This is a genomic window from Lutibacter sp. (assembly GCF_021647475.1).
Classification (GTDB): Bacteria; Bacteroidota; Bacteroidia; order Flavobacteriales; family Flavobacteriaceae; genus Lutibacter.
Genome location: NZ_JAKIUR010000001.1, coordinates 113,058 through 136,265 on the forward strand (window position 1 = coordinate 113,058; position 23,208 = coordinate 136,265).

Consider the following 23,208-nt stretch of genomic DNA (forward strand, 5'->3'; position numbering starts at 1 on the left):
AGATTCTGAAACAAGTTCAGAATGACGTTTAAAAAACTTTTTTACTGTATTTTTAAAAAGTAAAATTAAGATGATTTTAGAAATGAAAGTTCCCTCTCCGGGAGAGTCTATTACAGAAGTAGAAATTGCAACTTGGTTAGTTGCAGATGGTGATTATGTAGAAAAAGATCAACCCATTGCTGAAGTTGATTCAGATAAAGCAACTTTAGAATTACCTGCTGAAGAAAGTGGTATAATCACTTTAAAAGCAGAAGAAGGAGATGTAGTTGCCGTTGGTGCAATAATTTGTTTGATTGATTTAGATGGTAAAAAACCTGAAGGTGTTGTTGCAAATAAAGAAGCTAAAATTGAAACGCCAAAAATTGCTGAAAAACCAGTCACTTCAAGCACACTTGAGAAAACCTATGCAAGTGGAACAGCTTCTCCAGCAGCTAAAAAAATATTAGATGAAAAAAATATTAAATCTGATGAGGTAAAAGGGAGTGGACGAGATGGTAGAATTACCAAAGATGATGCTGTAAATGCAGTTCCTAGTATGGGGGCTCCAACTGGAGGATCACGTAATTCAGAGCGTAAAAAAATGTCAATGCTTCGTAGAAAAGTGGCTCAACGCTTGGTTGCGGTAAAAAATGAAACGGCAATGCTTACTACTTTTAATGAAGTTGATATGCAACCTATTTTTGATTTGAGAAAAGAATTTAAAGAAGATTTCAAATCAAAACACGGTGTTGGTTTAGGATTTATGAGCTTTTTTACTTTGGCTGTGGTTAGAGCTTTAAAATTATTTCCAGATGTAAATGCTATGATTGATGGAGATTATAAAATTATGCACAATTTTCAAGATATTTCCATTGCGGTTTCCGGGCCAAAAGGATTAATGGTTCCTGTAATTAGAAATGCTGAAAACTTATCATTTAGAGGTGTTGAAAGTGAAGTAAAACGTTTGGCTTTAAGAGCTAGAGAAGGTGAAATTACCGTTGATGAAATGACTGGTGGAACATTTACCATTACAAACGGAGGTGTGTTTGGATCTATGCTATCAACTCCAATTATCAATCCTCCACAAAGTGGAATTTTAGGAATGCACAATATTATTGAACGTCCAGTTGCTATTAATGGCGAAGTGGTTATCAGACCAATAATGTACGTTGCGCTATCTTATGACCATAGAGTTATTGATGGACGTGAATCGGTAGGATTTTTAGTGGCTGTAAAAGAAGCTCTAGAAAATCCTGTGGATATTTTAATGAATAATGATATTAAAAAAGCTTTGGAATTGTAATTATAACAACATGAAATAATAAAAAATAACGTTATGCTGAACTCGTTTCATCATCTCATTTCTGTTTGATAACCAGTATTTTATTGAATACGACCCTGAAACAAGTTCAGGGTGACAACGTTATGTAAGATTACGGACTATCAGATTTTATTATCTCTATTTAAAACTTAAATACTATTTTTTTTAAGTACAATCTATGTTTTTTATAATCAATAATTGCTTTACCCTTTTCTAAAACATCGGCACCAATAATGCCATCAATAGCTTTTGCCTTATGCTCAGTTAAGGCTGTATTTACGTGAGTTAAATCAAGCAAAACCAAAGTCTGATTTTTGAATTTCCAATTTTGAATTTCGAGTTTATTTTTTGATGAAATTTTAGTTTCCATTCCTGTGGCACCAGCTCCAGCAGCTTTAGTTTCAGAATCTTCAACAATTAGTTTAAACTTTTCAGCTAAATCATTAGCTATACAAGAATTTGAAGCACCTGTATCTAAAATAAACCGACCTAAAACACCATTAATAGCAACTTTTAGCTCAAAATGATTGGTATTTATTTTTTTTAGTTTTATTTGTATGTATCGTTTTCTTTTTAAAATTCTGCTTAGCCTCATACTTCAAAATTTAAGAATTCAAAACTAGTCTTTTTACTAACAAATAACTAGCAAATAAAACAAATACTAAAATAACTATCCATCCTAAATAATCATTAGCATTAGTTATTAAATTAGATTCACCAATATACACAAAACTTGCCCAATAGTAAGGCGATTTTTTACTAGCTGAAATAGTTTTATCATTTAAGTAATCTAGTTTAGAATTGTGTAATGCAATGGCTTTATTGGCTGTTTTATTATATTCTTTATAAAACCCTGCCATTAATTTTTCGGTAGATTTATCGTTTACTTTCCAAAGTGAAACTAGTAAATTTTTAACTCCTGCATACGAAAATCCACGTGCTAAACTCATAGCTCCTTCTCCTTTTCTTAACGTTCCTAATCCTGTTTCACAGGCACTTAACACCAGTAAATCTGTTTGTAAATTATATCCGTAAATTTCGGGTAAATATAAAGTTTTATCATAAAATTCAATAGCTGGTGGCGTGTAGTAATTACCTGCAGTTGCATGTGTTGATAAATGAATTATTGAATATTTTTTGGCTTGCTTTTCAAATGCTTCTTTTGAAGCGTTCGAATTAAATAAAAACTGACCAGCTTCATAGTTTTTTATACTTTTAGCTTCCTGTATTGTATAACTAAGTTCAGATAAATTTCGGTGATTATTTTTAAAAACAGGAAAAAATCCTATAAAATTATTTTTATTATTTTGAATAATTGTATTCTCATGCATTAAAATTGAAGCAGAAAATGCGTAACTAATTACAGTTTTATGAAGTAAATATGGTAATTTTTCAAAATTGAATATTGAAGTTTTTTTAGTAATTAGTGCATCAAACGGAATAAATGAGAATAAGTCATCGGGTATTATAATTGTATTTTTATGGAGCTTAGTGTTAAATAGATTTTTGTATAATTTAAAACCTAATTCGGTATATTTTTGAACATTATTTTGTAAAGCAGTTCCTCTAGCATCTGCAAATAAATTTATAAATTCCGAAATTTGTTCATTAACCTTTTTTGTTTTAATAATTTTATTAATGCTAATTGGATTACTTTTTGAAATTGAAAAAACATAAATATTGCTTTTCCCATCAAAAAATTCAACTAACAATTCATTATTTTTTAATAGTTTTTTTCTAACTTTTTTTACGGTTATTAAACTATCTTTTTGAAGTAGTATTTGTGGATATTTTAATTTAATTTGTTGTTTTAATAGCTGTATTTTATTCGAAATTTTATTTCGTTGTTTTGTTAAATTTACTAATAATGCTACGGAAGCTTTTTCTTCTTTTAAGGTTTCAATTATTATACTTTTATTTAATTGAGCACTTTTAAAAGCTAATTTTTTTTCAAGAATAAACAAACTGTCATTTTTAAAGGGTGACTTTAAAAAAGTAGCTTCTTTTGCTTCTAACAACACTAAAGATTTAGATTGCTCTGCATACTGAAAACCTCTTTCAAGCCAAACATTATTACTAGTTTGCTGATATAATTTAAAGCACAAATCTATACAACTTTCACTTCTGTTTCTATTTCCTTGCTGCTGTATTAATTTTGAATTTTGACTTAAATATGATGTTCTCAATTTATCTTCAACATTAAAGGCTAAATCAAAATTTTTTAATGCATTTTTATAATTATTTGTTTGAATAAGTGCATTTGCTCTTCCATCTAAAGATTCTTTTAAGGTGTTTTCTGGATAAAAATATAAGGTTAATGGATTTTCAAATACAGTTTTAGGATTGTATTTTGGCAACAATGTTTGTAAAGATTTTTGATAAAACCTTAATGCTTTTTCAAACTGCTTTTGTATTGTATAAACCTCAGCCTTTCGGTTGTAAATTTTAGCAACTTCTCTGTCATTTTTTCCAAATGCAATTTTAGCGGTTTTTAACGCTTTGTCAAATTCAATTAAAGCTTTGTCAAACTCTTTTTGTGTTATAAAACAATTTCCTAATGTAATGGCATTTCTTGTTGAAACTGAAAGGTTTCTTTTAATATTCAATTTATTTGACAATAAACTGTTTTCTTTAGCTTTTTCAACTTCGTTTAAAAAGAAATAATCAATTGCTAAATCGGAATATAACCTAGATTTAATTGGTTTTTTAACACTTAAATCTAAGGCTAAATTTAAGTAGTTTATGGCTGATTTATAAGCTCCTTTTGTTCTATAAACTATCGCTAAATTAGAATATCCTGCTATTATTTGAGCAGTGTTATTTTCCTTTTGAGCTTTTTCTATAGTAATTTTTAAGATATCTTCAGCTCTGTCAACATCGCCTAATCTTGTATAATTATTTGCCAAAGGTTTTAGGCAAAATTCAATAATATTATAATTTAGTATTCTTTTACTTTTGTATATGGCATATGCTTTTTCATATTGAATAATAGATTGATTTATAAAGCCAAATTGTTTTAAATAAAAAGCATAATTAATATATAAATAAAGTTGAGCCGTAAATTCTTTTTTATGGATAGGTTTACGCCATAATTTAGAGGTTATTTTTTTAAAAATAGATAATTTTTCTACTGAAGGATTTTTAGCAAACTCGTCTAAATACACATAAATATATTCTGAGTAATTATCTTGTTGCCTTAATGATTTAACTTTATCCTCAAAATTAATATCTGATTTTTGAGCAACCGCTAGTGCTGAAAAAAATATAAAAATAACTACATTAATTTTAGTTAACATAAGCATCTTTTATATTTTCCAAATGGCATAAAAATGAAGTTGGGAATGAGGTTCATTAAAATTATAGATATAACGTATGCCAATGCTTGGCCCAATTCTAGCGGCTCCAATAGTAATATCACCAAAAATACCGTATTTAATATCTTTAAATGAAGATTTATTTTCAAATGTTCTGGTTTCATTGAGTGTATCAATTGGATCTCCTACAGTATTTTTATAATAGGTGAAATAACTCGAATTTATAGTATTGTTTGATTTATTAGAAATATCAAATGAAAGTTGAGGTCCAACTCCCAAACCAAAAATGCCATTCAAATTATAACGAAAAGAAACAGGAACAACATCAATATTTAATTCGGTAATTTTTGAAGTTATATCATCAAACCGTATGGCACTATCAATTATACCTGCCTGAGTGTCAATTGGCCCAATAATTTCACTGGCATTTTTAAAATCTGCAAATTTATGAGTAGAAATCATTAACTCTGCTTGTAAATATTTTTTATATGATTTATAGGGAGAAATAGTGGCTCCAACAAAATAACTTTTAGAGTTTTTTACATTTAAATAACTATTATAACCCGATTTTACTCCAATCGAAATTCCTGGAGAAAACCGAGACGTTGACGTATTTGTAATTATGGGTTCGTTTTTATCAAAAATTATTTCGGTTTTACTTTTTGATTTCTTTTTATGAAAATCTTTTCCAAATTTTAAAGAATATTTTACAAATCCTTTGGTAGAATCTTTATCGTGCACTCCTTTTTGGGCTGTTCCTGGAAGATAGATGTTTTTAAATTGAAATGAAATTTTATCTTTACTAATAATTGTATCTAAACAACTATATCGGACTTCTGTATCTGGACAAATTGGACATTTAGGATACATATCGAGTACCTTTAACGTTGATTTATCTAACATTTCAGGAATATCAACATTTAATTTAATTAATCTGGCAGGTCCTTCGCCATTATTTTGGAATTGAACTTTGTATTTTAATCGTTTAAAACGAACCAATCTATAATTTAACCGAGTATCATAAACTGCCATTTTATTTGGATCGTGTGAGGTTACAATTTCCATTTCTTTAGTAATTACTTTATGTGAATCGCCACTGCGTTCAGGGACATAAATACTTCTGATTGAAATTACGGCACTGGTATCTTTTAGCATTTCGGGTGTAGTTTTAAAACTAAAAAACATATTGCGTGTTTCATTGGCATCTAAATTATCAACATCATAAATTTTAACATCTTGATAATATGCTTCTGCATCCTTTAATGTTTGTGGAAAATTTTGCTTTAAAGTATCATTTCCAATTAAGTTCTTATCAATAAAAGTAGTAATACCTGTGCTTTTTATAAATTCATCTTTTGAAATATATTTATTGTTATCTGCAACTGTTTTTGAAAAAACTTCACTTTCATTATGGTACAATCTAACAGCTACTAAATCAAAATTTTTGGCTTTATATTTTTTTTCATTAAAAAATAGATAAATTTTTCCATTAGTTATATATTCTTTTGAATTGCCATAACTTAAAACTAATTGTATTTCTTCATCTGGTTTTGGATCTCTATTTATTTGCAATCTAAAACCATTATGTGCTGCTAATAAATAATGATTTTCATTTTCTGAAATAGCAAACTTTTCTTCATTTACAGTTACCTCTTTTGGACGTGTAGTAGGTGGTTTACCATCATCATAATTATTAGTTACTGAAAGTTGTACTTTGTAATTTCCTTTATTTTTATAAACATGCTTTGGTTCCTTTTCAAAACTATAATTTCCATCACCAAACTCCCAATAATAGGTGTAAAATGCTTTAGGTGCTCCAGCAATTTGATTTAACTGAGGTGTTTGCGGATTAAAAAAAACTTTATTCTCATCCACCGTATAATTAATAGTTGCAGACCTATTAATTGTATCATTTTCAATTTCTTGTGCGTAAAAACACGTTTGAAATAATAAAAAAAAGAGTATAAAATAATTTTTCATAGTTAGTAGATTTAAACAAATATAAAGAAAGCATTTTAATTAATTTTTTTAATGAGATAATCTCCCTTGCAATTAAGCCAAGGGAGATTTTACTTATTTACTACAATTTGTGGGGATACTATGGCAGTCCGTTAATTAAAGCTTCTAAAGCTGGTTGTGTTATTGGAGTTAAACTTGAAATAACTTCTATATGACCATCAACAATTGTTGTTCCTTGTATTGCATAATTTAGTTGTCCGTTTATTTCTGCAACCATAATAATGTGAACTTGTTGTCCTATTGGAATCATTCCATAATGTTCAGTAAACATTTCAAGTGCTGTATCCCAAACATCCATTCTTGCTAAAGCTGTTGGCTCTCCATCGTATGATAAATACACTGCACAATTCTCTTGGTTAAATTCATTTGGCACATCAATATAAAGTTGAGTTTTAGGTCCTGTAAAGTTGTACCATCTGTCAAGATTAGTCCAACCAAAATCACCAATATCATAGTTGTAAGTTGCAAATTCGCCATTTGCACCTCCTCCATCTTTAATTTGAGCATTATCATTTTCCCCATCATTATCCTCATCAGTTTCAATCCAATTTCCATTTGTATCATCATCTCCTCTAAAAATTTGCATTCCGCCATCTAAATCTGCAAAATCAATAGGTCTGCTTTCCACTGAAGCCATTTCTAATAATTCTAAATTATTTGTGTCTTGTTCGGCATTTATAAAAAATTCTCCTGCTGATTTTAATACTTCTTTGTCTCCGTTAGCTCTCATTCCTAAGGTTGACTTATTTTTCAAAAGCATGGAAGCTTTATCATAAATCTCAATTAATTTTACGGTTACATTTCCTGTTACTGGTGTTCCATTTAATCCGAAAGAATTTGGCTGAAATGTTACTTTAGTTCCTTGTGTTCCTGTAATAACACCACCTGTTGAGGCATCAATAGTAAATTCTTGTACTGCATTGGCTCTGTTGTCATCAAACCTTTGATTAAGTGCTGCTCCATCTGGCAACGGTGGCTGTATATCTTCTTTTGGATTACAGCTAGTAACAAATACTAATAATGATATGCCTACCACATTTTTTAAAATACTGCTCACAACTTTCCTTTTATTAAAGTTTGTGAAATTTTGTTTTTTGTTTTTCATAATTATTAAAATTTAATTGTTTTTAATTTCGTTTTACATTTACATATCAACTAAATTTTATTTTGTTACCTCTTTTTCTTTAAAAAAAATTAAATTAGCTATCTGTAGCTAAAAAAATGAAACAAAAACCGCATAAAGATCACTTATATATTGAGGCCTTATTAAAAAACGACAGTAGGGTGCTTTCTAAAATTTATGAGAAGTATTCTTATAAAATTGTTTCTTATGTTAGAAAAAACAGTGGAAATTCAGATGATGCACAAGATATTATTCAAGAAGTGTTGGTTACCATATATCATCAAGCAAAAGAGAAAAACTTTATACTTACTTGTCCGTTTGATGCTTATTTTTATTTGTTATGTAAACGTAAATGGTTAAATGAATTAAAAAAAAGAGGGAATACTAGGGTAACAATTTTAGATGATGACATATCTATTACTGAAGAGCAAGAACAACAAGTTGAAGAAACTGAAATTTTTGAACTGCAACATCAGCTTTTTGAATTAAAATTTAAAGAATTAGGTAAAAAATGTCAAGAATTATTAAAAACATCCTTTAAAATTAAATCCATGGAAAAAGTTGCAAAAATTTTAGGCGTTACTTATGGATATGCTCGCAAAAAGAAATCAGAATGTATGAAAAAATTAACCCTACTTGTGAAAAATTCGAGAGAATATCATCAGTTAAAATAGTATTATTAAAATGAAAGAAGATAGATACATATTATTTGAAAATTACTTAACGAATAAACTTTCTAATACCGAACTTCAATCTTTTGAAAAAAAATTAGAAAAGGATACTGATTTTAAACAAGAATTTGAAATTTATAAAAATTTAAATACTTCATTAAAATCTAAGTTTGAAAATGAAGAATCTGAAATAGCACTTAAAAAAACCTTAAATAATTTAGGATCTCAGTTTATTAAACACAACAAATCAAAAAAACAAAAAGTAATTTCATTATTTAATTATAAAAGTTTAATGATAGCTGCTAGTATTGCATTATTGGTTAGTTTATTTATATTTAAAAACGGAAAGCCTGTTTATAGTGATTTTTCCAATCATAACGCTTTAGAAATAGTTGTTAGAGGTGAAAATAATGGCACTGTTGTTAAAGCTGAAAACGCATTCAATTCAAAAAATTATAAAGAAGCATTACAACAATTAACCATTTTATCTAATACCTATCCAAACGATACTGAAATTAAATTATACCAAGGGATTTCTAACCTTGAATTAGGGAATTATACAAATGCAGAAACTATTTTTAATAAAATTAGTGAAGGAAATTCAGCTTTTGCAACTACAGCAACTTGGTATAAAGCATTAAATTATTTAAAACAAAAAGAGTTTAAAAAGTGTAAAGAAGTTTTAAAAACGATTCCTAAAAGTGCTGATAAATTTGGACAAGCTAAAAAATTATTGAATAAATTAAAGTAAAACACTAAATTCTAATTGCTATTTTTCTTTAAATAATAGGGTAACAATTTATTTTTTCCGTGCTCAAATCGTGTTTGGCAATTATCAATTTTACCTTCATATTTTAATTCATTTGGCACCTCTAAGTTAAAAATACCTTTCCCTTTTGCCATTTTTTCTAATCTGTGAATAGCTTTAAAAGTTAGTTTATGGTACAACGGTTGAAGGATTTTACATTGCTCAATTTCGCCATAAGTTAAATCCCAGAGTTTCGCTTTTTCTCCCTTTATAATTTCTTTAGAAAAGTAAACCTCCTTTAGCAATGGAAATGCAAATTCAAATACTTTTTGTGAACCATTGTTCGCAAATAATACAATTTCTTTATTTCTAACAATAAAAAAACGAATTAAAAAATTATCCATTTTTGATAATTGATTGGCGGCAATAGATGCAATTCCAATGCTTTTTATTTCATGACCTTTCTTTTTTCTTTCAGCATCAAACCAATAATAAAAATCTCTAATTTGACTAATAGTTCTATATTTTAAATTTCCATTTGTTACAGATATATTAAAAACATTGGCTTTATTCCAAACTTCAGTTTGTTTTTTTCGGTCTTTCTTTAACCAGCAACCATTTATTAAAATAGGATTCCCAGTTTCAATTTGATAAGCTTTTAGCGTCTTCCATTCTTGAGCATTGGAATACTTAAAAACAAGCAACATAAGTACTATTATTATATATTTTATTTTCATCAATCTACAGAGGTTTAACCATAAACTAAAGTAGCCATAAAATGGATGTCAGTGACAAAAATTTCAATAAAAAGGTTTACAAGTTTTTAATTACTTTTACGCTATGATAATTACAGATACACACACCCATTTATATAGTGAACAGTTTGATGAAGACAGAAATGAAATGATTCAGCGTGCTATAAAAGCTGGTGTTACTCGGTTTTTTATTCCTGCCATAGACTCATCGTACTATCAAAATATGCTTAATCTTGAAAAGGAATTTCCAAAGAATACTTACTTAATGACTGGTTTGCATCCGACTTCAGTTAAAGAAAATTTTGAAGAAGAATTAGCTTTTGTACAAAACACTTTGATTGAACGTAATTTTTATGGAATTGGTGAAATTGGCATCGATTTATATTGGGATAAATCATTTTTAAAACAACAACAGTTTGCTTTTAAAACTCAAATTAAATGGGCGAAAGAAAAAAAATTACCTATAATAATCCATTGCAGAGACGCTTTTAATGAAGTTTTTGAAATTTTAGAAAAAGAAAATGATGAAGATTTGTTCGGAATTTTTCATTGTTTTACCGGAACATTAGAGCAAGCAAATAAAGCAATATCGTATGATATGAAATTAGGAATTGGTGGAGTTGTTACCTTTAAAAATGGTAAAATTGACCAGTTTTTGAACCAAATTCCTATTAAAAATATTGTATTAGAAACCGATGCACCATATTTAGCTCCAACACCTTTTAGAGGAAAAAGAAATGAGAGTAGTTACATAATTAAAGTTGTAGAAAAATTAGCTGAAATTTATAATATTTCACAAGAAGAAATTGCTAACATAACCACTCAAAACTCAAAAAATATTTTTGGAATCTAATCAAACTACATATTATAAAACACCTATTGGAACTGCCAAAATTATAGGTAATGACCTTGGAATTTCAAGCATTACAGTTATTGATGATGAAATTGAAACCACAAAAAATATATCTGAATTTTTAACGGATTGCGTACAACAATTAGATGAATATTTTAAAGGCAAACGCACAGAATTTACATTAAAGTTAAATCCAAAAGGAACTGATTTTCAAAAAAAAGTATGGTCTGAGTTACTAAATATTCCTTACGGTAAAACACGAACGTATTTAGAGCAAACTAAAAAACTAGGTAATGTAAAAGCTATTAGAGCGGTAGCTTCTGCAAACGGTAAAAATCCTATTTGGATTGTAATTCCGTGCCATAGAATTATTGGAAGTGATGGTTCATTAACAGGTTATGCAGGTGGATTATGGCGTAAAAAATGGTTGTTAGCTCATGAAAGTCCTGCAAAACAACAAACACTATTTTAAACTAAAACGAATTTTAAATCGTTAAATTACCTATGAAGAAAGGATTTTTTTTAGTCTTATTTTTTTTGACGGTTGTTTTGCACGCTCAAAGTCCAGCAACCAAATTAAAATCTTTCTTGGTAAAAAATGATACCATTAAAATTGATTCGGTAAGTATCAGCTCTTTTGATTTTAAAGTTTTTAAAAATGATTCCTTAATTAATCCTTCAGAATATTCAATTGATTTTTCAAAAGCACAACTAATTTTTAATAATAGGGCTCAAAATAAATTGGATTCTATTAAAATTCAATACAAACCTTATCCCAAATTTTTAACCAAGAAATACCAACTTTTTGATAAAAAATTAATTGTTACTAACAACACTTCTCAAAATTTATATAGCTTAACCACAAATAAGTCTAAAAAAATCAACAAACCATTTGAAGGTTTAAATGCCGTTGGAAATATCACACGAGGATTAACCATTGGAAATAATCAAAATGGAGTTGTTAATTCAAGTTTAGATTTGCAAATTGCTGGAAAAATTTCAGATAAAGTTACCTTAAAAGGCTCAATAATTGACACTAATATTCCTATTCAGGAAAACGGAAATACTTATAAATTAAATGAATTTGATAGAGTTTTTATCGAGCTATTTAGTAAAAACTGGAAAATTACTGCAGGTGATATTTATTTGAATAACAGCGAAACCAAATATTTAAATTTCAATAAAAAAGTTTCAGGATTAGCCGTAAATGCAATCATAAAAAATAAACATTCCGAAATAAACATTGAAACTTCAGGAGCAGTGGTTCGAGGAAAATATAAAAAAGTTGAATTTGTGGGTGAAGAAGGGAATCAAGGCCCATATAAACTTAATGACTTAAACAATAATTCCTATATTTTAATTTTATCTGGAACCGAAAATATTTATATTAACGGACAGCTTTTAAAACGTGGAGAAAATAACGATTACACTATTGATTATAACAATGCCGAACTAACTTTTAACACTACTTTTCCTATTACTGCCAATATGAGAATATCAGCAGAATTTCAATTTAACGATCGCGTTTTCACTCGATTTATCACTTATAATAACATTAAATTTAAGAGTGAAAAATTGGTGGTAAGTAGTTATTTTTATAATGAAAATGATGTTAAAAATCAACCTTTAGAACAAGATTTAACCGATGCTCAAAAACAAATTTTAGCCAATGCCGGAAATGATTTAACCAAAATGGCAAGTCCTTCTGCTTATATTGACACGTATTCTGATAATAAAATTTTATATAAAAAAACACCTTTAGGCACATCTGAAATTTTTGAATATTCCACCAATGAAAATGATATTTTGTATCATGTTTCTTTTTCTTTTGTTGGTGCAAATTTGGGAAATTATAAATTAAAGGAAGTTATTGCCATTGGTAAAGTTTATGAATATATTGGTGCAAATTTGGGAAATTATAATCCAATTATAAAACTAACTGCTCCAAACAAATTACAAGTTGCCGTTTTTAAAGCAAATTACCAGCCTTCTGTTAAAACTTCAATTCAGGCTGAAGCCGCTTTTAGTATAAATGATGCCAATTTATTTTCAACTATTGATGATGAAAATAATAACGGATTTGCTACTCAATTTAATTGGAACCAGATAATCTATTCTAAAAAATGGGAGTTAAAAAGCCAACTGGGTTTAGATTATATTGATGCACATTTTAAGAGTATTCAACGTATTCAAAATATTGAATTTAATAGAGATTGGAATATTGTGAATTTAACAGGAAAGCAGCAATTAATTACCACAGGATTACAATTAAATAATCAACAAAATAGTAGCATTACCTATAAATTTGAAAACCTACTACTAGGTAATTCATTTACAGGAAATAAACATCATTTGTTTGGAAATATTACTCAAAAGAACTTCGCTGTTAATTTTGATGGAAGCATTTTAGAGAACGCTTCAGAAATCAGAAAAGGAACTTTTTCAAGATATCATTTAACCGCGACTTATACTTTAGGAAAAAGCTGGTTTGGGACACAATTTTCTGGTGAAAACAATGAACAAACATCAGTATTAACCCAATTAAAAGAAAATAACAGTCATAAATTTAATGAATATGAAGGCTTTTTTGGAATAGGAGATTCTACCAAAATATTTACTCAAATAGGAGCAAAATTTAGAGTTACTGATAGTATTCAAAATAATAAATTTGAACGAGTTAATAATTCCAAAACATACTATTTAAAATCGAATTTTATAAAATCTAAAACTGCAAATTTATCGACTTATATAAATTATAGAACGGTAAAAAATACTAATTTTAAAGATGAAGAATCACTTAACTCAAAGTTGGTGTATCAACAACAATTATTTCATCAATTTTTAAATTTTAGTACTGTTTATCAAACACTTTCTGGCACCTTACCTCAACAAGATTATAGTTATTTAAAAACAGAACCCGGACAAGGTTATTACACTTGGATTGATTATAACAACAACGGTATTAAAGAGTTAAATGAATTTGAAATTGCACAATTTCCTGACCAAGCAGAATATTTACGAATTATTTTACCTACCATAAATTATATTGCAACACATCAAAATAAATTTACGCAAACTATTAGGATAAACGCCCAGCAGTGGAGTTCAAAAAAAGGATTTAAAAAAACACTTTCTCATTTTAATAATCAGACCTATATTTTGGTGGATAACAAACAGTTAAAACAACCTAAAAAATTCAATTTAAACCCATTTGACATAAGCAATCCTAATGTGTTGGCTTTAAATTATCATTTTACCAATAGTATTTATTTTAATCGAGGAAAAAAACACTTTACCACCAGTTATAGTTATCAAAAATCAAAAAATGTTAGCACTACTACCATTGATAATTTAAGCAATAATTTACAAATCCAACAGTTAACCTTTGAACATAAAGTGGGGAAATTTTGGCTATTTTATATTAGTGGAAATCAAAGTAAAAATACAACAAACTCTCTTAATTATAGTAATCGGAATTTTAAGTTAAAAAACTATTCCTTTGCTCCAAAATTATCTTATTATTACAATCGAAACGTTTATTTTTCAATGTTTTATGAATATAAAAACAAAGAAAATTTAATTCAAAATTTAGAAGCTTTACAATTGAATAAATTTGGATTTGAATTTAACAGTGCCAACAATACAAAAAATTCATTAAAAATAACCTTGAATTTGTTTAACAATAAATTTAAGGGAAATGCAAACTCACCTGTTGGATATCAAATGCTAGAAGGTTTTCAGGTAGGGAAAAATTATACTTGGAGCTTTCTATTCCATAGAAAAATAAATTCATATTTACATTTAAATATTAACTATTTGGGAAGAAAAAGTGAAACATCAAACACCATTCATACAGGATCAATACAGTTAAAAGCTATTTTTTAATATTATGTTAGTTTGGTTTAATCTTTGTAATTATCTTTACTTTTTAATTTAAATTTAATCTATGAAAAAAATTAACCTAATTGTACTATTATTTATTAGCAGTGTATCATTGTTTGCCCAACAAAATAAAACTAATTCCTTAGCTAAAAATGAACTAAAAATTAATATGTCTAATTTAATTGCCTTTAAGTTTTTGGATGTTGGCTATGAAGCAATTCTTAATGAAGAATCCTCTATAGGTGTTAATGTTTTATTTAACCTAGATAGCAATTCAGATTCTAATAGTCTTGATGAATACAGAACTTTTTCAATAACTCCTTATTATCGCCATTTTTTTTCTAATAAATATGCAAGTGGTTTCTTTGTAGAGGTATTTACCATGCTTCATTCTGGGGAAGAAGAAAATTATTATAGTAATTCTGCTCCATACGATTCATATGTTAATGAAAAATACACAGATTTTGCCGTTGGAATTTCTGCTGGTTCAAAATTTGTATCTAAAAGAGGTTTTGTTGCTGAAATTTATCTTGGAATTGGTAGAGATTTGTTAAATAATAATGATACTGAAGTTGTTGGGCGTGGAGGTATTTCTATAGGTTACAGATTTTAAAACTTATATTTTATTTTACGATTAACATAATTTATGTTAATCGTTTTTTATTTAAGGAAAGTTTAACCTTATTTAACTTTCTCTTATAGATTTTCAATTCATTCTTAAATTACATTTGGTCATTATTAATCAAATTTTATAATGACTATGAAAATAATTAAAATAACCTTTTGGGTTGTATGTGTATTATTTGTATCAAACATAAATGCACAAGAAGTAAAAAAAATTGAAAAAGAAAAAGAGCCAAAACATGAAATTTCGTTAGAGCTATTTGAGTTAGTTACAATTAATAAACTTGAAATTTCTTACAGCTATTTATTAAATAATTCTAATAGTATTGGGCTAACATTAGCTCACACTAATAAAGGTGAGAGTATTTTTGGTGTAGATAATTTTCATGATAATTTTTCTGTAAACATGAATTATAAGCACTTTTTTTCAGAAAAACATACACAAGGTTTTTACATAGAATTTTTTGGAAGATATAGTAATGGAGATGCTTTTGTTTATAATAATCATGTTTACCAATATTCTGTAGAACAAAATTCTTTATATTTAGGAGCCGGAGTAGGCTATAAGTTTGTAACCAAATGCAATTTTTTTATTAATGTTAATGTTGGGTTAGCCAAAAAGGTTTATTCATTTAATAAAAATATTCCTTATTCTAAACCTAATATTTTTGTACAAACAGGTATTTCAATAGGTAAACGATTTTAAATATAAAAGGTTGCCTAAAAGCAACCTTTATGTTTTTTTGAGCAAAGTTAAAAACTCTAAAATTTTATTAATCAGATTTTAATCAATGTAATACTTTTTATAGAGATTGTTTAAAATTCTTAATAAGCTACATTCTCATTAGCCACTTTTTATGAGAAATTTCCTTTTTAATAACGCTTTGTAATTCTTCAATTTTAACACGTTTTTGTTCCATAGAATCTCTATATCTAATGGTAACCGTATTATCTTTTAACGTGTCATGATCAACGGTAATACAAAATGGAGTTCCTACTGCATCTTGTCTTCTATATCTTCTACCAACGGCATCTTTTTCATCATAAGCTACATTAAACTCCCATTTTAAATTGCTCACAATATTTTTAGCTATTTCTGGTAATCCATCCTTTTTAACTAAAGGTAAAATTGCTGCTTTTACAGGTGCTAAAACTGAAGGTAATTTTAAAACGGTTCTTGTAGTTCCATTTTCTAATGTTTCTTCTTGTAATGCATTTGAAAAAACTGCCAAAAACATACGATCTAATCCAATTGAAGTTTCTACAACGTAAGGGGTATAATGTTCGTTTAATTCTGTATCAAAATATTTGATTTTTTTACCTGAGAATTTTTCGTGACTTGATAAATCAAAATCGGTTCTGGAATGAATTCCTTCTAATTCTTTAAATCCAAAAGGAAATTTAAATTCTATATCTGCGGCAGCATCGGCATAATGTGCTAGTTTATCGTGATTATGAAAACGATAGTTTTCTTCGCCCATACCTAATGATAAATGCCATTTTAAACGAGTTTCTTTCCATTTTTCATACCATTCTTTTTGTGTACCAGGACGTACAAAAAATTGCATTTCCATTTGTTCAAATTCTCGCATTCTAAATATAAATTGACGAGCAACTATTTCGTTTCTAAAGGCTTTTCCGGTTTGTGCAATTCCAAAAGGGATTTTCATTCTTCCTGTTTTTTGCACATTTAAAAAGTTTACAAAAATTCCTTGTGCAGTTTCAGGACGCAAATATAAATCCATTGCAGAATCTGCTGAAGCGCCCAATTTTGTGCCAAACATTAAATTAAATTGCTTAACATCTGTCCAGTTTTTTGAGCCAGAAACAGGACAAACTATTTCCAATTCTTCAATTAATGCTTTTACATCGGCTAAATCTTCATTTTCTAAAGATTTCCCCATTCGTTTTAATATGGCTTCTCCTTTTTCTTTATAGCTAATAACTCTTGCGTTAGTGGTTATAAATTCATTTTTATTAAAAGAGTCTCCAAAACGTTTTGCTGCTTTTTTAACTTCTTTTTCAATTTTAGCATCTAATTTAGCTACATAATCTTCAATTAAAACATCGGCTCTATAGCGTTTTTTAGAATCTTTATTATCAATTAGCGGGTCATTAAAAGCATCCACATGACCAGAAGCTTTCCAAACAGTTGGATGCATAAATATTGCAGAATCAATACCTACAATGTTTTCATTCAATTGCACCATTGCTTTCCACCAATATTCTCTAATATTTTTCTTTAATTCAACACCATTTTGTGCGTAATCATAAACAGCACCTAAGCCATCATAAATTTCACTAGATTGAAATACAAATCCGTATTCTTTTGCGTGTGAAACTACTTTTTTAAATTGATCTTCTTGTTTTGCCATGGTGCAAAAATAGTAAAGGTTTTACATCTACAAAATAAAAAAGTGGAAATAGCCTAAACTATTTCCACTCAATTAACATTAAATATAAATTGGAGTTTCCTTTTTTACTTTAATATAATTTTGGTTTCTCCAGCAAATTTATCGTTTATAAAAATATTTGCCATATAAGATCCACGACTTATAGTAGCTCTATCTACTTCAACTAACGAGATTACATCTACTGTTTCATTTAAATAATTTACAATAGTTTTATCGCTATAATCAATAGTGGTGGTTCCGTCAGCTAAAGTTAAAGAGCCTTTTGCGGCAATTGCTTTTCCTTTAGCATTTATTATTTGTATATAAACATTTCTTTCTCCTTGGTCAGTAATTTCATTTTTATCAATGGTAAAATTAATTCTAAATGCATCTGTATTTCTTGCTCTTGAAGTTTCTACTAATTTACCATTATTACGAGTTCTCATCGCTAACATTTTAGCAGTTTTCACCTTTAAAACAGAAGCTATTGCAACTTTTTCTGATAAATTTAAATTTTGTAATGATAAGGTATCATTCAAAGCTAATTGAGTTGATATTTTAACATTAGCACTATCTAAATTTGTTTTTAATAAGGAATTCATCCCTGTTAATGAATCATTTAAAAAGAATAAACGCTGATTTGTTTTTTGCAAATTGGCAATTTGTCTGCGATATTTTCTTAGTAAACGATAATCTGTTATTTTTAAATTTTTTATAGAATCTCGTAATCCAATAATTCTATCTCTTTCTAAAGAAAGTTCATTTGACATAGACGTTTTTTGAGAAATAGCATCTTCATATTTCACAATCATACTATCTAAATTTTGTTCAATTTCAACTTTTTCATCTTTAATAACATTGGTCAATTTTTTATGTTCATAGTTACTGTAAATTGTGTAACCTATTACCCCAGCTAAGAGAATTGCCAATACTATGATAATTAGTTTGTTATTGTTTTTTTTGTCTTCCATTATAAATACTTTTAGTTATAATTTAGTAACGCAATTTATTACTTTAAATTATACTTTAAATAAAAAATTTGGAGTTTCTTTAGGCGAATTATAAAATTACAAAAATATTTACTTTAAAACTCTATTTATTTTAATTTTAACAGTTATTTAAAAAATAGTATTTTTATAAAAAGTTTTGCTATGAATTTTTTAAGAAATGTTTTTGATGTCTTTTTCCCAAAAGTTTGTTTGTCTTGTAATGCTATATTAGCATCAAATGAAGACGTTCTTTGTGTAACATGTAGGCACGATTTACCTTTAACCAACTTTAGCTTTGAGCCAAATAATTTGGTAGAAAAATCATTTTATGGTAAATATCCTATACAAAACGGAACGGCTTTATTTTACTTTTATAAACAAGGAACCGTTCAAAAGCTAATTCATAATTTAAAATATAAAAATCAGCAACAAGTAGGTGCTTTTGTTGGATTTTGGCTTGGCGAAGAAATGCTTGAAAGCAAAAGGTTTCAAAATATTGATTATATAATTCCTGTCCCTCTACATAAAAATAAACTAGCCAAACGCGGATATAACCAAGTTACTACCTTTGGTGAGAGTTTATCAAAGAAACTAAACATTCCTTTTAAAGAAAATATTTTAGTGCGTGTTTCCTATACCAAAACTCAAACTAAAAAGATTAGGTTAGATAGGTGGAAAAATGTTCAAGAACTTTTTCATGTTCCAGAACCTGCTAAAACAAATTATAAACATATATTATTAATTGACGATGTTATTACCACCGGTGCTACGCTAGAAGCTTGTTGCAATGCTTTTAAAAAATCAACCAAAATCAAAATCAGTATTGCCTGTATGGCTTTTACCAAGTAAGAAAAGTAAGCCTCATCTTTTTTATTAGATTAAACAAATAAATTGTTATTTTGCATTAAATCTAATTTTCAATGAAATTAAAATATTATTCTTTCTTTTTAGTGATTTTATTAGGATTTTCATTTTCTAATTGTGCCAAAAGAGGAAGACCTACTGGTGGTAAAAAAGATAGTATTCCACCACTTTTAGTACATGCCATTCCTGCTAATAAAAGTATTAATTTTAAGGCGAAAAAAATTAAAATTTCATTTGATGAATATATAAAACTAAAAGATGTAAATAAACAATTAGTGATTTCGCCTCCACTAAAAAATGCGCCTATCATTACACCTGTTGGTACCGCAAGCAAATTTATAAGTCTTAAAATTTTGGACACGCTAAAACCCAACACTACTTATACTTTTAATTTTGGGAATAGCATAGTTGATAATAATGAAGGAAACAAATTAGAACGTTTTAAATATGTAGTTTCTACAGGTAGTTATATTGATTCTTTAACAGTTTCGGGAAGCGTTTATGATGCTTTTAACCAGAAAACAGATGAAGACATTACAGTGGAATTATACGAAATAAATGAAGCGTTTAATGATTCTATAATTTTCAAACAAAAGCCAACATACGTAACTAGCACTATAGACACCACAGCTAATTTTGAAATTGAAAATATTAAAGCTGGCAAATATTTACTAGTAGCTTTAAAACAACCCTCCAAAAGTTACATTTATCATCCAAGACAAGATAAAATAGGTTTTTATAAAGATAGTATTACTATTCCAACCGACAGTTCTTATAAAATTTCCTTATTTAAAGAAATACCTCTTTTTAAAATAATAAAACCAAAAGAGGTTACTAAAGGACATTTGATATTTGGTTACGAAGGAGTTCCTAAAAATTTAAAAATTGAATTGTTAAATTCAACGCCAGACACTTTTAGAAAAGTAACGTATTTTGAAAAAAATAAAGATACTTTAAACTATTGGTTTTCTGATATTAACGTAGATTCATTACAATTTAAAGTTAGTAATGAAAAATATATAGATACTTTTACCGTAAGACTAAGAACTTCTAAAAAAGATACTTTAAGAATCTCAAATATTACCAAAGCTATTTTAGATTTACGTGATACTTTTGCAATAAAATCTAACATTCCAATAATAGCTATTGATACTTCAAAAATTAAACTTTTATCTGATTCCTTAATTATTAAATACACTCCAATTTTAAATAAGAGCAAAACAAAACTTTACTTAAACTTTGAGAAAAAATTTAATAAAAAATATACCGTTAATTTATTGCCTAAAGCTATTCAAGATGTTTTTGAAAACACAAATGACACGTTAAACTATAAATTTTCAACTAAAAATATAGATAGTTATGGAAACATAAATTTGACCATTTCAAATGTAAATTCTCCCATAATTATTCAATTACTAACAGATAAAAACGTATTAATTTCTACTAAATATATATCAAAATCGGGAGTATTAAACTTTAAGCTTTTACCTCCTAAAACCTATTTAGTTAGAGCAATTTTTGATAGTAATAACAATGGAATTTGGGATACTGGTAATTTTTTGAAAAGAAAATATCCAGAGAAAGTACAGTATTTTGATAAGAATCTTAAATTAAGAGCTAACTGGGATTTAAATGAAATATTTATACTAAAATAAAATTCAATTAGTTAATTATTACTAGATTAAAAAGAATTTATTACATTTGAACCAATTAATGACCTCAAATTTGAATAACTTGCTAAAAATTATAACCCCTTTTTTAACATGCTTTTTTATGTTAACTAGCTTTGCTCAAGACCATGCCAGCCATGAAATTGGGTTTATTACTGGTGCTGCATCTTTTACTACCGATTATGGTCAACGCTATAATTTTAAGGCAAATGTAGGAGGTAATGTTGGTATGGGAATTGGTTTAATTTACTATTATAATTTTAGTGATTATAGATATAGATGGAATCAACGTACTAATTATTTCAATGAACATTTTAGAATTAGAGCTGAATTATCTTATATGTCCGCTAAATTAGACCATTTTAGTACTTGGGCTCAAGAAAATTCTATTTGGGGAGAAAAACTACGTGCCATGCATGGCACATCACGAATTATTAATTTTGGAGCTCAACTTGAATTTCATTTTGTAGATATAATCGATTTTGGTTCAAGAAGAATCCCTGATTTAAAATGGTCTCCTTATATTAGTGCAGGTGCTATGGTAGATTATTATAAACCTGGTTTAAAATCAGATTTAGGCGATTGGACTCAAGATATTTCAGTAATTTATGAAAAATGGCAAGTGCCGGGTGCAATTAATGTTAACGCAAATTTCACCATGTCAGCTACCCTTGGAATAGGTACTAGACATAAATTAGGAGAATATTCTGACGTTCTAATTGAAGCTCGTTGGCAATATTTTTTCTCTAATTACATTGATGGTCTAAACGCCAAACAAGATCCAGCTAATAAATATAATGATTGGCTACTTTGGGTTCACGTAGGTTACGTTTACTATTTAAATTAATTGAAGTGCCTGTTCTAAATCATTTATTAGATCTTCTTTATCTTCAATACCAACACTTAATCTAATTAAACCATCTACTACGCCTGTTTTTTCACGTTCTTCTTTAGGAATGGAAGCGTGCGTCATACTTGCAGGATGACCACAAAGTGATTCTACGCCTCCTAAAGATTCAGCTAGTGTAAATATTTTAAGATTTTCAACAATTTTAAAAGCATCTTTTATATCATTTCCTTCAGTTACAAAAGAAACCATGCCTCCAAAATCGTTCATTTGTTTTTTGGCAATTTTATGATTTGGATGACTTTCAAATCCTGGCCAATATACTTTTTCGATTTTAGGATGATTGTCCAAAAATTCTGCTACAACTTTTCCGTTTTCACAATGACGTTGCATGCGAACGTGTAATGTTTTTATCCCTCGTAATACTAAAAAACTATCCATTGGCCCACAAACCGCTCCACATGAATTTTGAATAAAGTACAATTTATCTGCTAATTCTTTATCGTTTACTATCAAAGCACCCATTACCACATCAGAATGGCCGCCTAAATATTTTGTTGCGGAATGCATAACAATATCTGCTCCTAAATTTAAAGGTTGTTGCAAATAAGGTGTTGCAAAAGTATTATCTACAGCTAAAAGTACATTATGTTTTTTTGCGATTTTAGAAACTGCTTCAATATCAATAATATTCATCATTGGATTGGTTGGCGTTTCTACCCAAATAAGTTTTGTGTTTTTAGTTATAAATGAATCAATATTGGTAGCATTTTCCATGCCAATAAAACGAAATTTAATTCCAAAGTTTTCAAATATTTTAGTGAATATTCTGTAAGAACCTCCATATAAATCATTAGTTGAAACTACTTCATCACCAGGTTTTAACAACTTTAAAACCGTATCAATTGCTGCTAAACCTGAACCAAATGCTAAACCAAACTTACCATTTTCAATACTTGCAAAAGCATTTTCCAAAGCAGTTCTAGTAGGGTTTGCAGTACGAGAATATTCGTATCCTTTATGATCTCCAGGAGAAGTTTGAGCGTAGGTTGATGTTTGGTATATTGGAGGCATCACAGCTCCCGTTGCTGGGTCGTGTTGTTGATTTCCGTGGATGGTTTTTGTATTAAATTTCATCTTCGTTTAGTTTTAAATT

Annotated in this window: 19 protein-coding genes; 11 read left to right on the forward strand and 8 right to left on the reverse strand. The window is 28.1% G+C overall.

Going from position 1 to position 23,208, the window contains the following annotated elements:
* The first annotated feature begins 70 nt into the window (after positions 1-70).
* Positions 71-1,282: a 2-oxoglutarate dehydrogenase complex dihydrolipoyllysine-residue succinyltransferase gene (gene odhB / locus L3J60_RS00570; protein WP_291973308.1), complete on the forward strand. Its 1,212-nt coding sequence runs from the start codon at positions 71-73 to the stop codon at positions 1,280-1,282.
* A 160-nt stretch (positions 1,283-1,442) separates the two neighbouring features.
* Here odhB and L3J60_RS00575 read toward each other — a convergent pair whose 3' ends face one another.
* The 4 genes from L3J60_RS00575 to L3J60_RS00590 all read right to left on the reverse strand — a co-directional run bounded on the left by L3J60_RS00575 (position 1,443) and on the right by L3J60_RS00590 (position 7,738).
* On the reverse strand, positions 1,443-1,895 hold the full coding sequence (locus tag L3J60_RS00575) for a retropepsin-like aspartic protease (RefSeq protein ID WP_291973310.1): 453 nt from the start codon (positions 1,893-1,895) through the stop codon (positions 1,443-1,445).
* A gap of 10 nt (positions 1,896-1,905) precedes the next feature.
* Positions 1,906-4,596 carry a CHAT domain-containing tetratricopeptide repeat protein gene (locus L3J60_RS00580; protein ID WP_291973312.1) on the reverse strand — a complete coding sequence of 897 codons (2,691 nt, stop codon included), beginning with the start codon at positions 4,594-4,596 and terminating at the stop codon, positions 1,906-1,908.
* Positions 4,597-4,605: 9 nt separating this feature from the next.
* A complete protein-coding gene (locus tag L3J60_RS00585; protein ID WP_291973314.1) occupies positions 4,606-6,594 on the reverse strand; it encodes a PKD domain-containing protein in 1,989 nt (662 codons plus the stop codon).
* A gap of 118 nt (positions 6,595-6,712) precedes the next feature.
* Positions 6,713-7,738, reverse strand: a complete 1,026-nt coding sequence (locus tag L3J60_RS00590) for a hypothetical protein (RefSeq protein WP_291973316.1) — start codon at positions 7,736-7,738, stop codon at positions 6,713-6,715.
* A 116-nt stretch (positions 7,739-7,854) separates the two neighbouring features.
* Between L3J60_RS00590 and L3J60_RS00595 the strand changes: the two genes are divergently transcribed.
* Both L3J60_RS00595 and L3J60_RS00600 read left to right on the forward strand, forming a co-directional pair.
* Positions 7,855-8,430, forward strand: a complete 576-nt coding sequence (locus tag L3J60_RS00595) for a sigma-70 family RNA polymerase sigma factor (RefSeq protein WP_291973318.1) — start codon at positions 7,855-7,857, stop codon at positions 8,428-8,430.
* A gap of 10 nt (positions 8,431-8,440) precedes the next feature.
* Entirely contained in the window at positions 8,441-9,178 is a 738-nt protein-coding gene (locus L3J60_RS00600; RefSeq protein WP_291973320.1) for a hypothetical protein, read from the forward strand.
* Positions 9,179-9,189: 11 nt separating this feature from the next.
* Here L3J60_RS00600 and L3J60_RS00605 read toward each other — a convergent pair whose 3' ends face one another.
* Entirely contained in the window at positions 9,190-9,912 is a 723-nt protein-coding gene (locus tag L3J60_RS00605) for a hypothetical protein (protein WP_291973322.1), read from the reverse strand.
* A gap of 103 nt (positions 9,913-10,015) precedes the next feature.
* Between L3J60_RS00605 and L3J60_RS00610 the strand changes: the two genes are divergently transcribed.
* The 5 genes from L3J60_RS00610 (at position 10,016) to L3J60_RS00630 (ending at position 15,995) form a co-directional block, all read left to right on the forward strand.
* Positions 10,016-10,783 (forward strand): TatD family hydrolase, encoded by a 768-nt coding sequence (locus L3J60_RS00610; RefSeq protein ID WP_291973324.1) that lies wholly within the window; start codon positions 10,016-10,018, stop codon positions 10,781-10,783.
* Positions 10,773-11,255, forward strand: a complete 483-nt coding sequence (locus L3J60_RS00615) for a methylated-DNA--[protein]-cysteine S-methyltransferase (protein WP_291973326.1) — start codon at positions 10,773-10,775, stop codon at positions 11,253-11,255. The genes L3J60_RS00610 and L3J60_RS00615 overlap by 11 nt, the downstream gene beginning before the upstream one ends.
* A gap of 32 nt (positions 11,256-11,287) precedes the next feature.
* Positions 11,288-14,668: a hypothetical protein gene (locus L3J60_RS00620; RefSeq protein WP_291973328.1), complete on the forward strand. Its 3,381-nt coding sequence runs from the start codon at positions 11,288-11,290 to the stop codon at positions 14,666-14,668.
* A 61-nt stretch (positions 14,669-14,729) separates the two neighbouring features.
* Positions 14,730-15,278 carry a DUF3575 domain-containing protein gene (locus L3J60_RS00625; protein ID WP_291973330.1) on the forward strand — a complete coding sequence of 183 codons (549 nt, stop codon included), beginning with the start codon at positions 14,730-14,732 and terminating at the stop codon, positions 15,276-15,278.
* A gap of 147 nt (positions 15,279-15,425) precedes the next feature.
* The gene (locus L3J60_RS00630) at positions 15,426-15,995 is read left to right on the forward strand and encodes a hypothetical protein (RefSeq protein WP_291973332.1); all 570 of its coding nucleotides are present in this window, start codon (positions 15,426-15,428) and stop codon (positions 15,993-15,995) included.
* 127 nt (positions 15,996-16,122) lie between these two features.
* Here the strand turns inward: L3J60_RS00630 and L3J60_RS00635 are convergent, their stop codons facing one another.
* Together L3J60_RS00635 and L3J60_RS00640 are read right to left on the reverse strand one after the other, a co-directional pair.
* Positions 16,123-17,664 (reverse strand): glycine--tRNA ligase, encoded by a 1,542-nt coding sequence (locus tag L3J60_RS00635; RefSeq protein WP_291973333.1) that lies wholly within the window; start codon positions 17,662-17,664, stop codon positions 16,123-16,125.
* Positions 17,665-17,768: 104 nt separating this feature from the next.
* Entirely contained in the window at positions 17,769-18,653 is an 885-nt protein-coding gene (locus L3J60_RS00640; RefSeq protein ID WP_291973335.1) for a hypothetical protein, read from the reverse strand.
* Positions 18,654-18,833: 180 nt separating this feature from the next.
* Here L3J60_RS00640 and L3J60_RS00645 point away from each other — a divergent pair, with 180 nt between their 5' ends.
* The 3 genes from L3J60_RS00645 (at position 18,834) to L3J60_RS00655 (ending at position 22,052) form a co-directional block, all read left to right on the forward strand.
* On the forward strand, positions 18,834-19,520 hold the full coding sequence (locus tag L3J60_RS00645) for a ComF family protein (RefSeq protein ID WP_291973337.1): 687 nt from the start codon (positions 18,834-18,836) through the stop codon (positions 19,518-19,520).
* Between the two features lie 71 nt (positions 19,521-19,591).
* The gene (locus tag L3J60_RS00650) at positions 19,592-21,190 is read left to right on the forward strand and encodes an Ig-like domain-containing protein (RefSeq protein ID WP_291973339.1); all 1,599 of its coding nucleotides are present in this window, start codon (positions 19,592-19,594) and stop codon (positions 21,188-21,190) included.
* Positions 21,191-21,308: 118 nt separating this feature from the next.
* Positions 21,309-22,052 carry a glutamate dehydrogenase gene (locus tag L3J60_RS00655; protein WP_291973340.1) on the forward strand — a complete coding sequence of 248 codons (744 nt, stop codon included), beginning with the start codon at positions 21,309-21,311 and terminating at the stop codon, positions 22,050-22,052.
* Here the strand turns inward: L3J60_RS00655 and L3J60_RS00660 are convergent.
* Positions 22,044-23,189 (reverse strand): cystathionine gamma-synthase, encoded by a 1,146-nt coding sequence (locus tag L3J60_RS00660; RefSeq protein WP_291973342.1) that lies wholly within the window; start codon positions 23,187-23,189, stop codon positions 22,044-22,046. The two genes, L3J60_RS00655 and L3J60_RS00660, sit on opposite strands and share 9 nt — an antisense overlap.
* Positions 23,190-23,208: the final 19 nt, after the last annotated feature.

What these genes read in the sequence shown, in the direction of transcription:
- odhB (WP_291973308.1), top strand. Translation starts at nt 71, where the DNA reads ATGATTTTAGAAATGAAAGTTCCCTCTCCGGGAGAGTCTATTACAGAA.
- L3J60_RS00575 (WP_291973310.1), bottom strand. Translation starts at nt 1,895, where the DNA reads ATGAGGCTAAGCAGAATTTTAAAAAGAAAACGATACATACAAATAAAA.
- L3J60_RS00580 (WP_291973312.1), bottom strand. Translation starts at nt 4,596, where the DNA reads ATGTTAACTAAAATTAATGTAGTTATTTTTATATTTTTTTCAGCACTA.
- L3J60_RS00585 (WP_291973314.1), bottom strand. Translation starts at nt 6,594, where the DNA reads ATGAAAAATTATTTTATACTCTTTTTTTTATTATTTCAAACGTGTTTT.
- L3J60_RS00590 (WP_291973316.1), bottom strand. Translation starts at nt 7,738, where the DNA reads ATGAAAAACAAAAAACAAAATTTCACAAACTTTAATAAAAGGAAAGTT.
- L3J60_RS00595 (WP_291973318.1), top strand. Translation starts at nt 7,855, where the DNA reads ATGAAACAAAAACCGCATAAAGATCACTTATATATTGAGGCCTTATTA.
- L3J60_RS00600 (WP_291973320.1), top strand. Translation starts at nt 8,441, where the DNA reads ATGAAAGAAGATAGATACATATTATTTGAAAATTACTTAACGAATAAA.
- L3J60_RS00605 (WP_291973322.1), bottom strand. Translation starts at nt 9,912, where the DNA reads ATGAAAATAAAATATATAATAATAGTACTTATGTTGCTTGTTTTTAAG.
- L3J60_RS00610 (WP_291973324.1), top strand. Translation starts at nt 10,016, where the DNA reads ATGATAATTACAGATACACACACCCATTTATATAGTGAACAGTTTGAT.
- L3J60_RS00620 (WP_291973328.1), top strand. Translation starts at nt 11,288, where the DNA reads ATGAAGAAAGGATTTTTTTTAGTCTTATTTTTTTTGACGGTTGTTTTG.
- L3J60_RS00625 (WP_291973330.1), top strand. Translation starts at nt 14,730, where the DNA reads ATGAAAAAAATTAACCTAATTGTACTATTATTTATTAGCAGTGTATCA.
- L3J60_RS00630 (WP_291973332.1), top strand. Translation starts at nt 15,426, where the DNA reads ATGAAAATAATTAAAATAACCTTTTGGGTTGTATGTGTATTATTTGTA.
- L3J60_RS00635 (WP_291973333.1), bottom strand. Translation starts at nt 17,664, where the DNA reads ATGGCAAAACAAGAAGATCAATTTAAAAAAGTAGTTTCACACGCAAAA.
- L3J60_RS00640 (WP_291973335.1), bottom strand. Translation starts at nt 18,653, where the DNA reads ATGGAAGACAAAAAAAACAATAACAAACTAATTATCATAGTATTGGCA.
- L3J60_RS00645 (WP_291973337.1), top strand. Translation starts at nt 18,834, where the DNA reads ATGAATTTTTTAAGAAATGTTTTTGATGTCTTTTTCCCAAAAGTTTGT.
- L3J60_RS00650 (WP_291973339.1), top strand. Translation starts at nt 19,592, where the DNA reads ATGAAATTAAAATATTATTCTTTCTTTTTAGTGATTTTATTAGGATTT.
- L3J60_RS00655 (WP_291973340.1), top strand. Translation starts at nt 21,309, where the DNA reads ATGTTAACTAGCTTTGCTCAAGACCATGCCAGCCATGAAATTGGGTTT.
- L3J60_RS00660 (WP_291973342.1), bottom strand. Translation starts at nt 23,189, where the DNA reads ATGAAATTTAATACAAAAACCATCCACGGAAATCAACAACACGACCCA.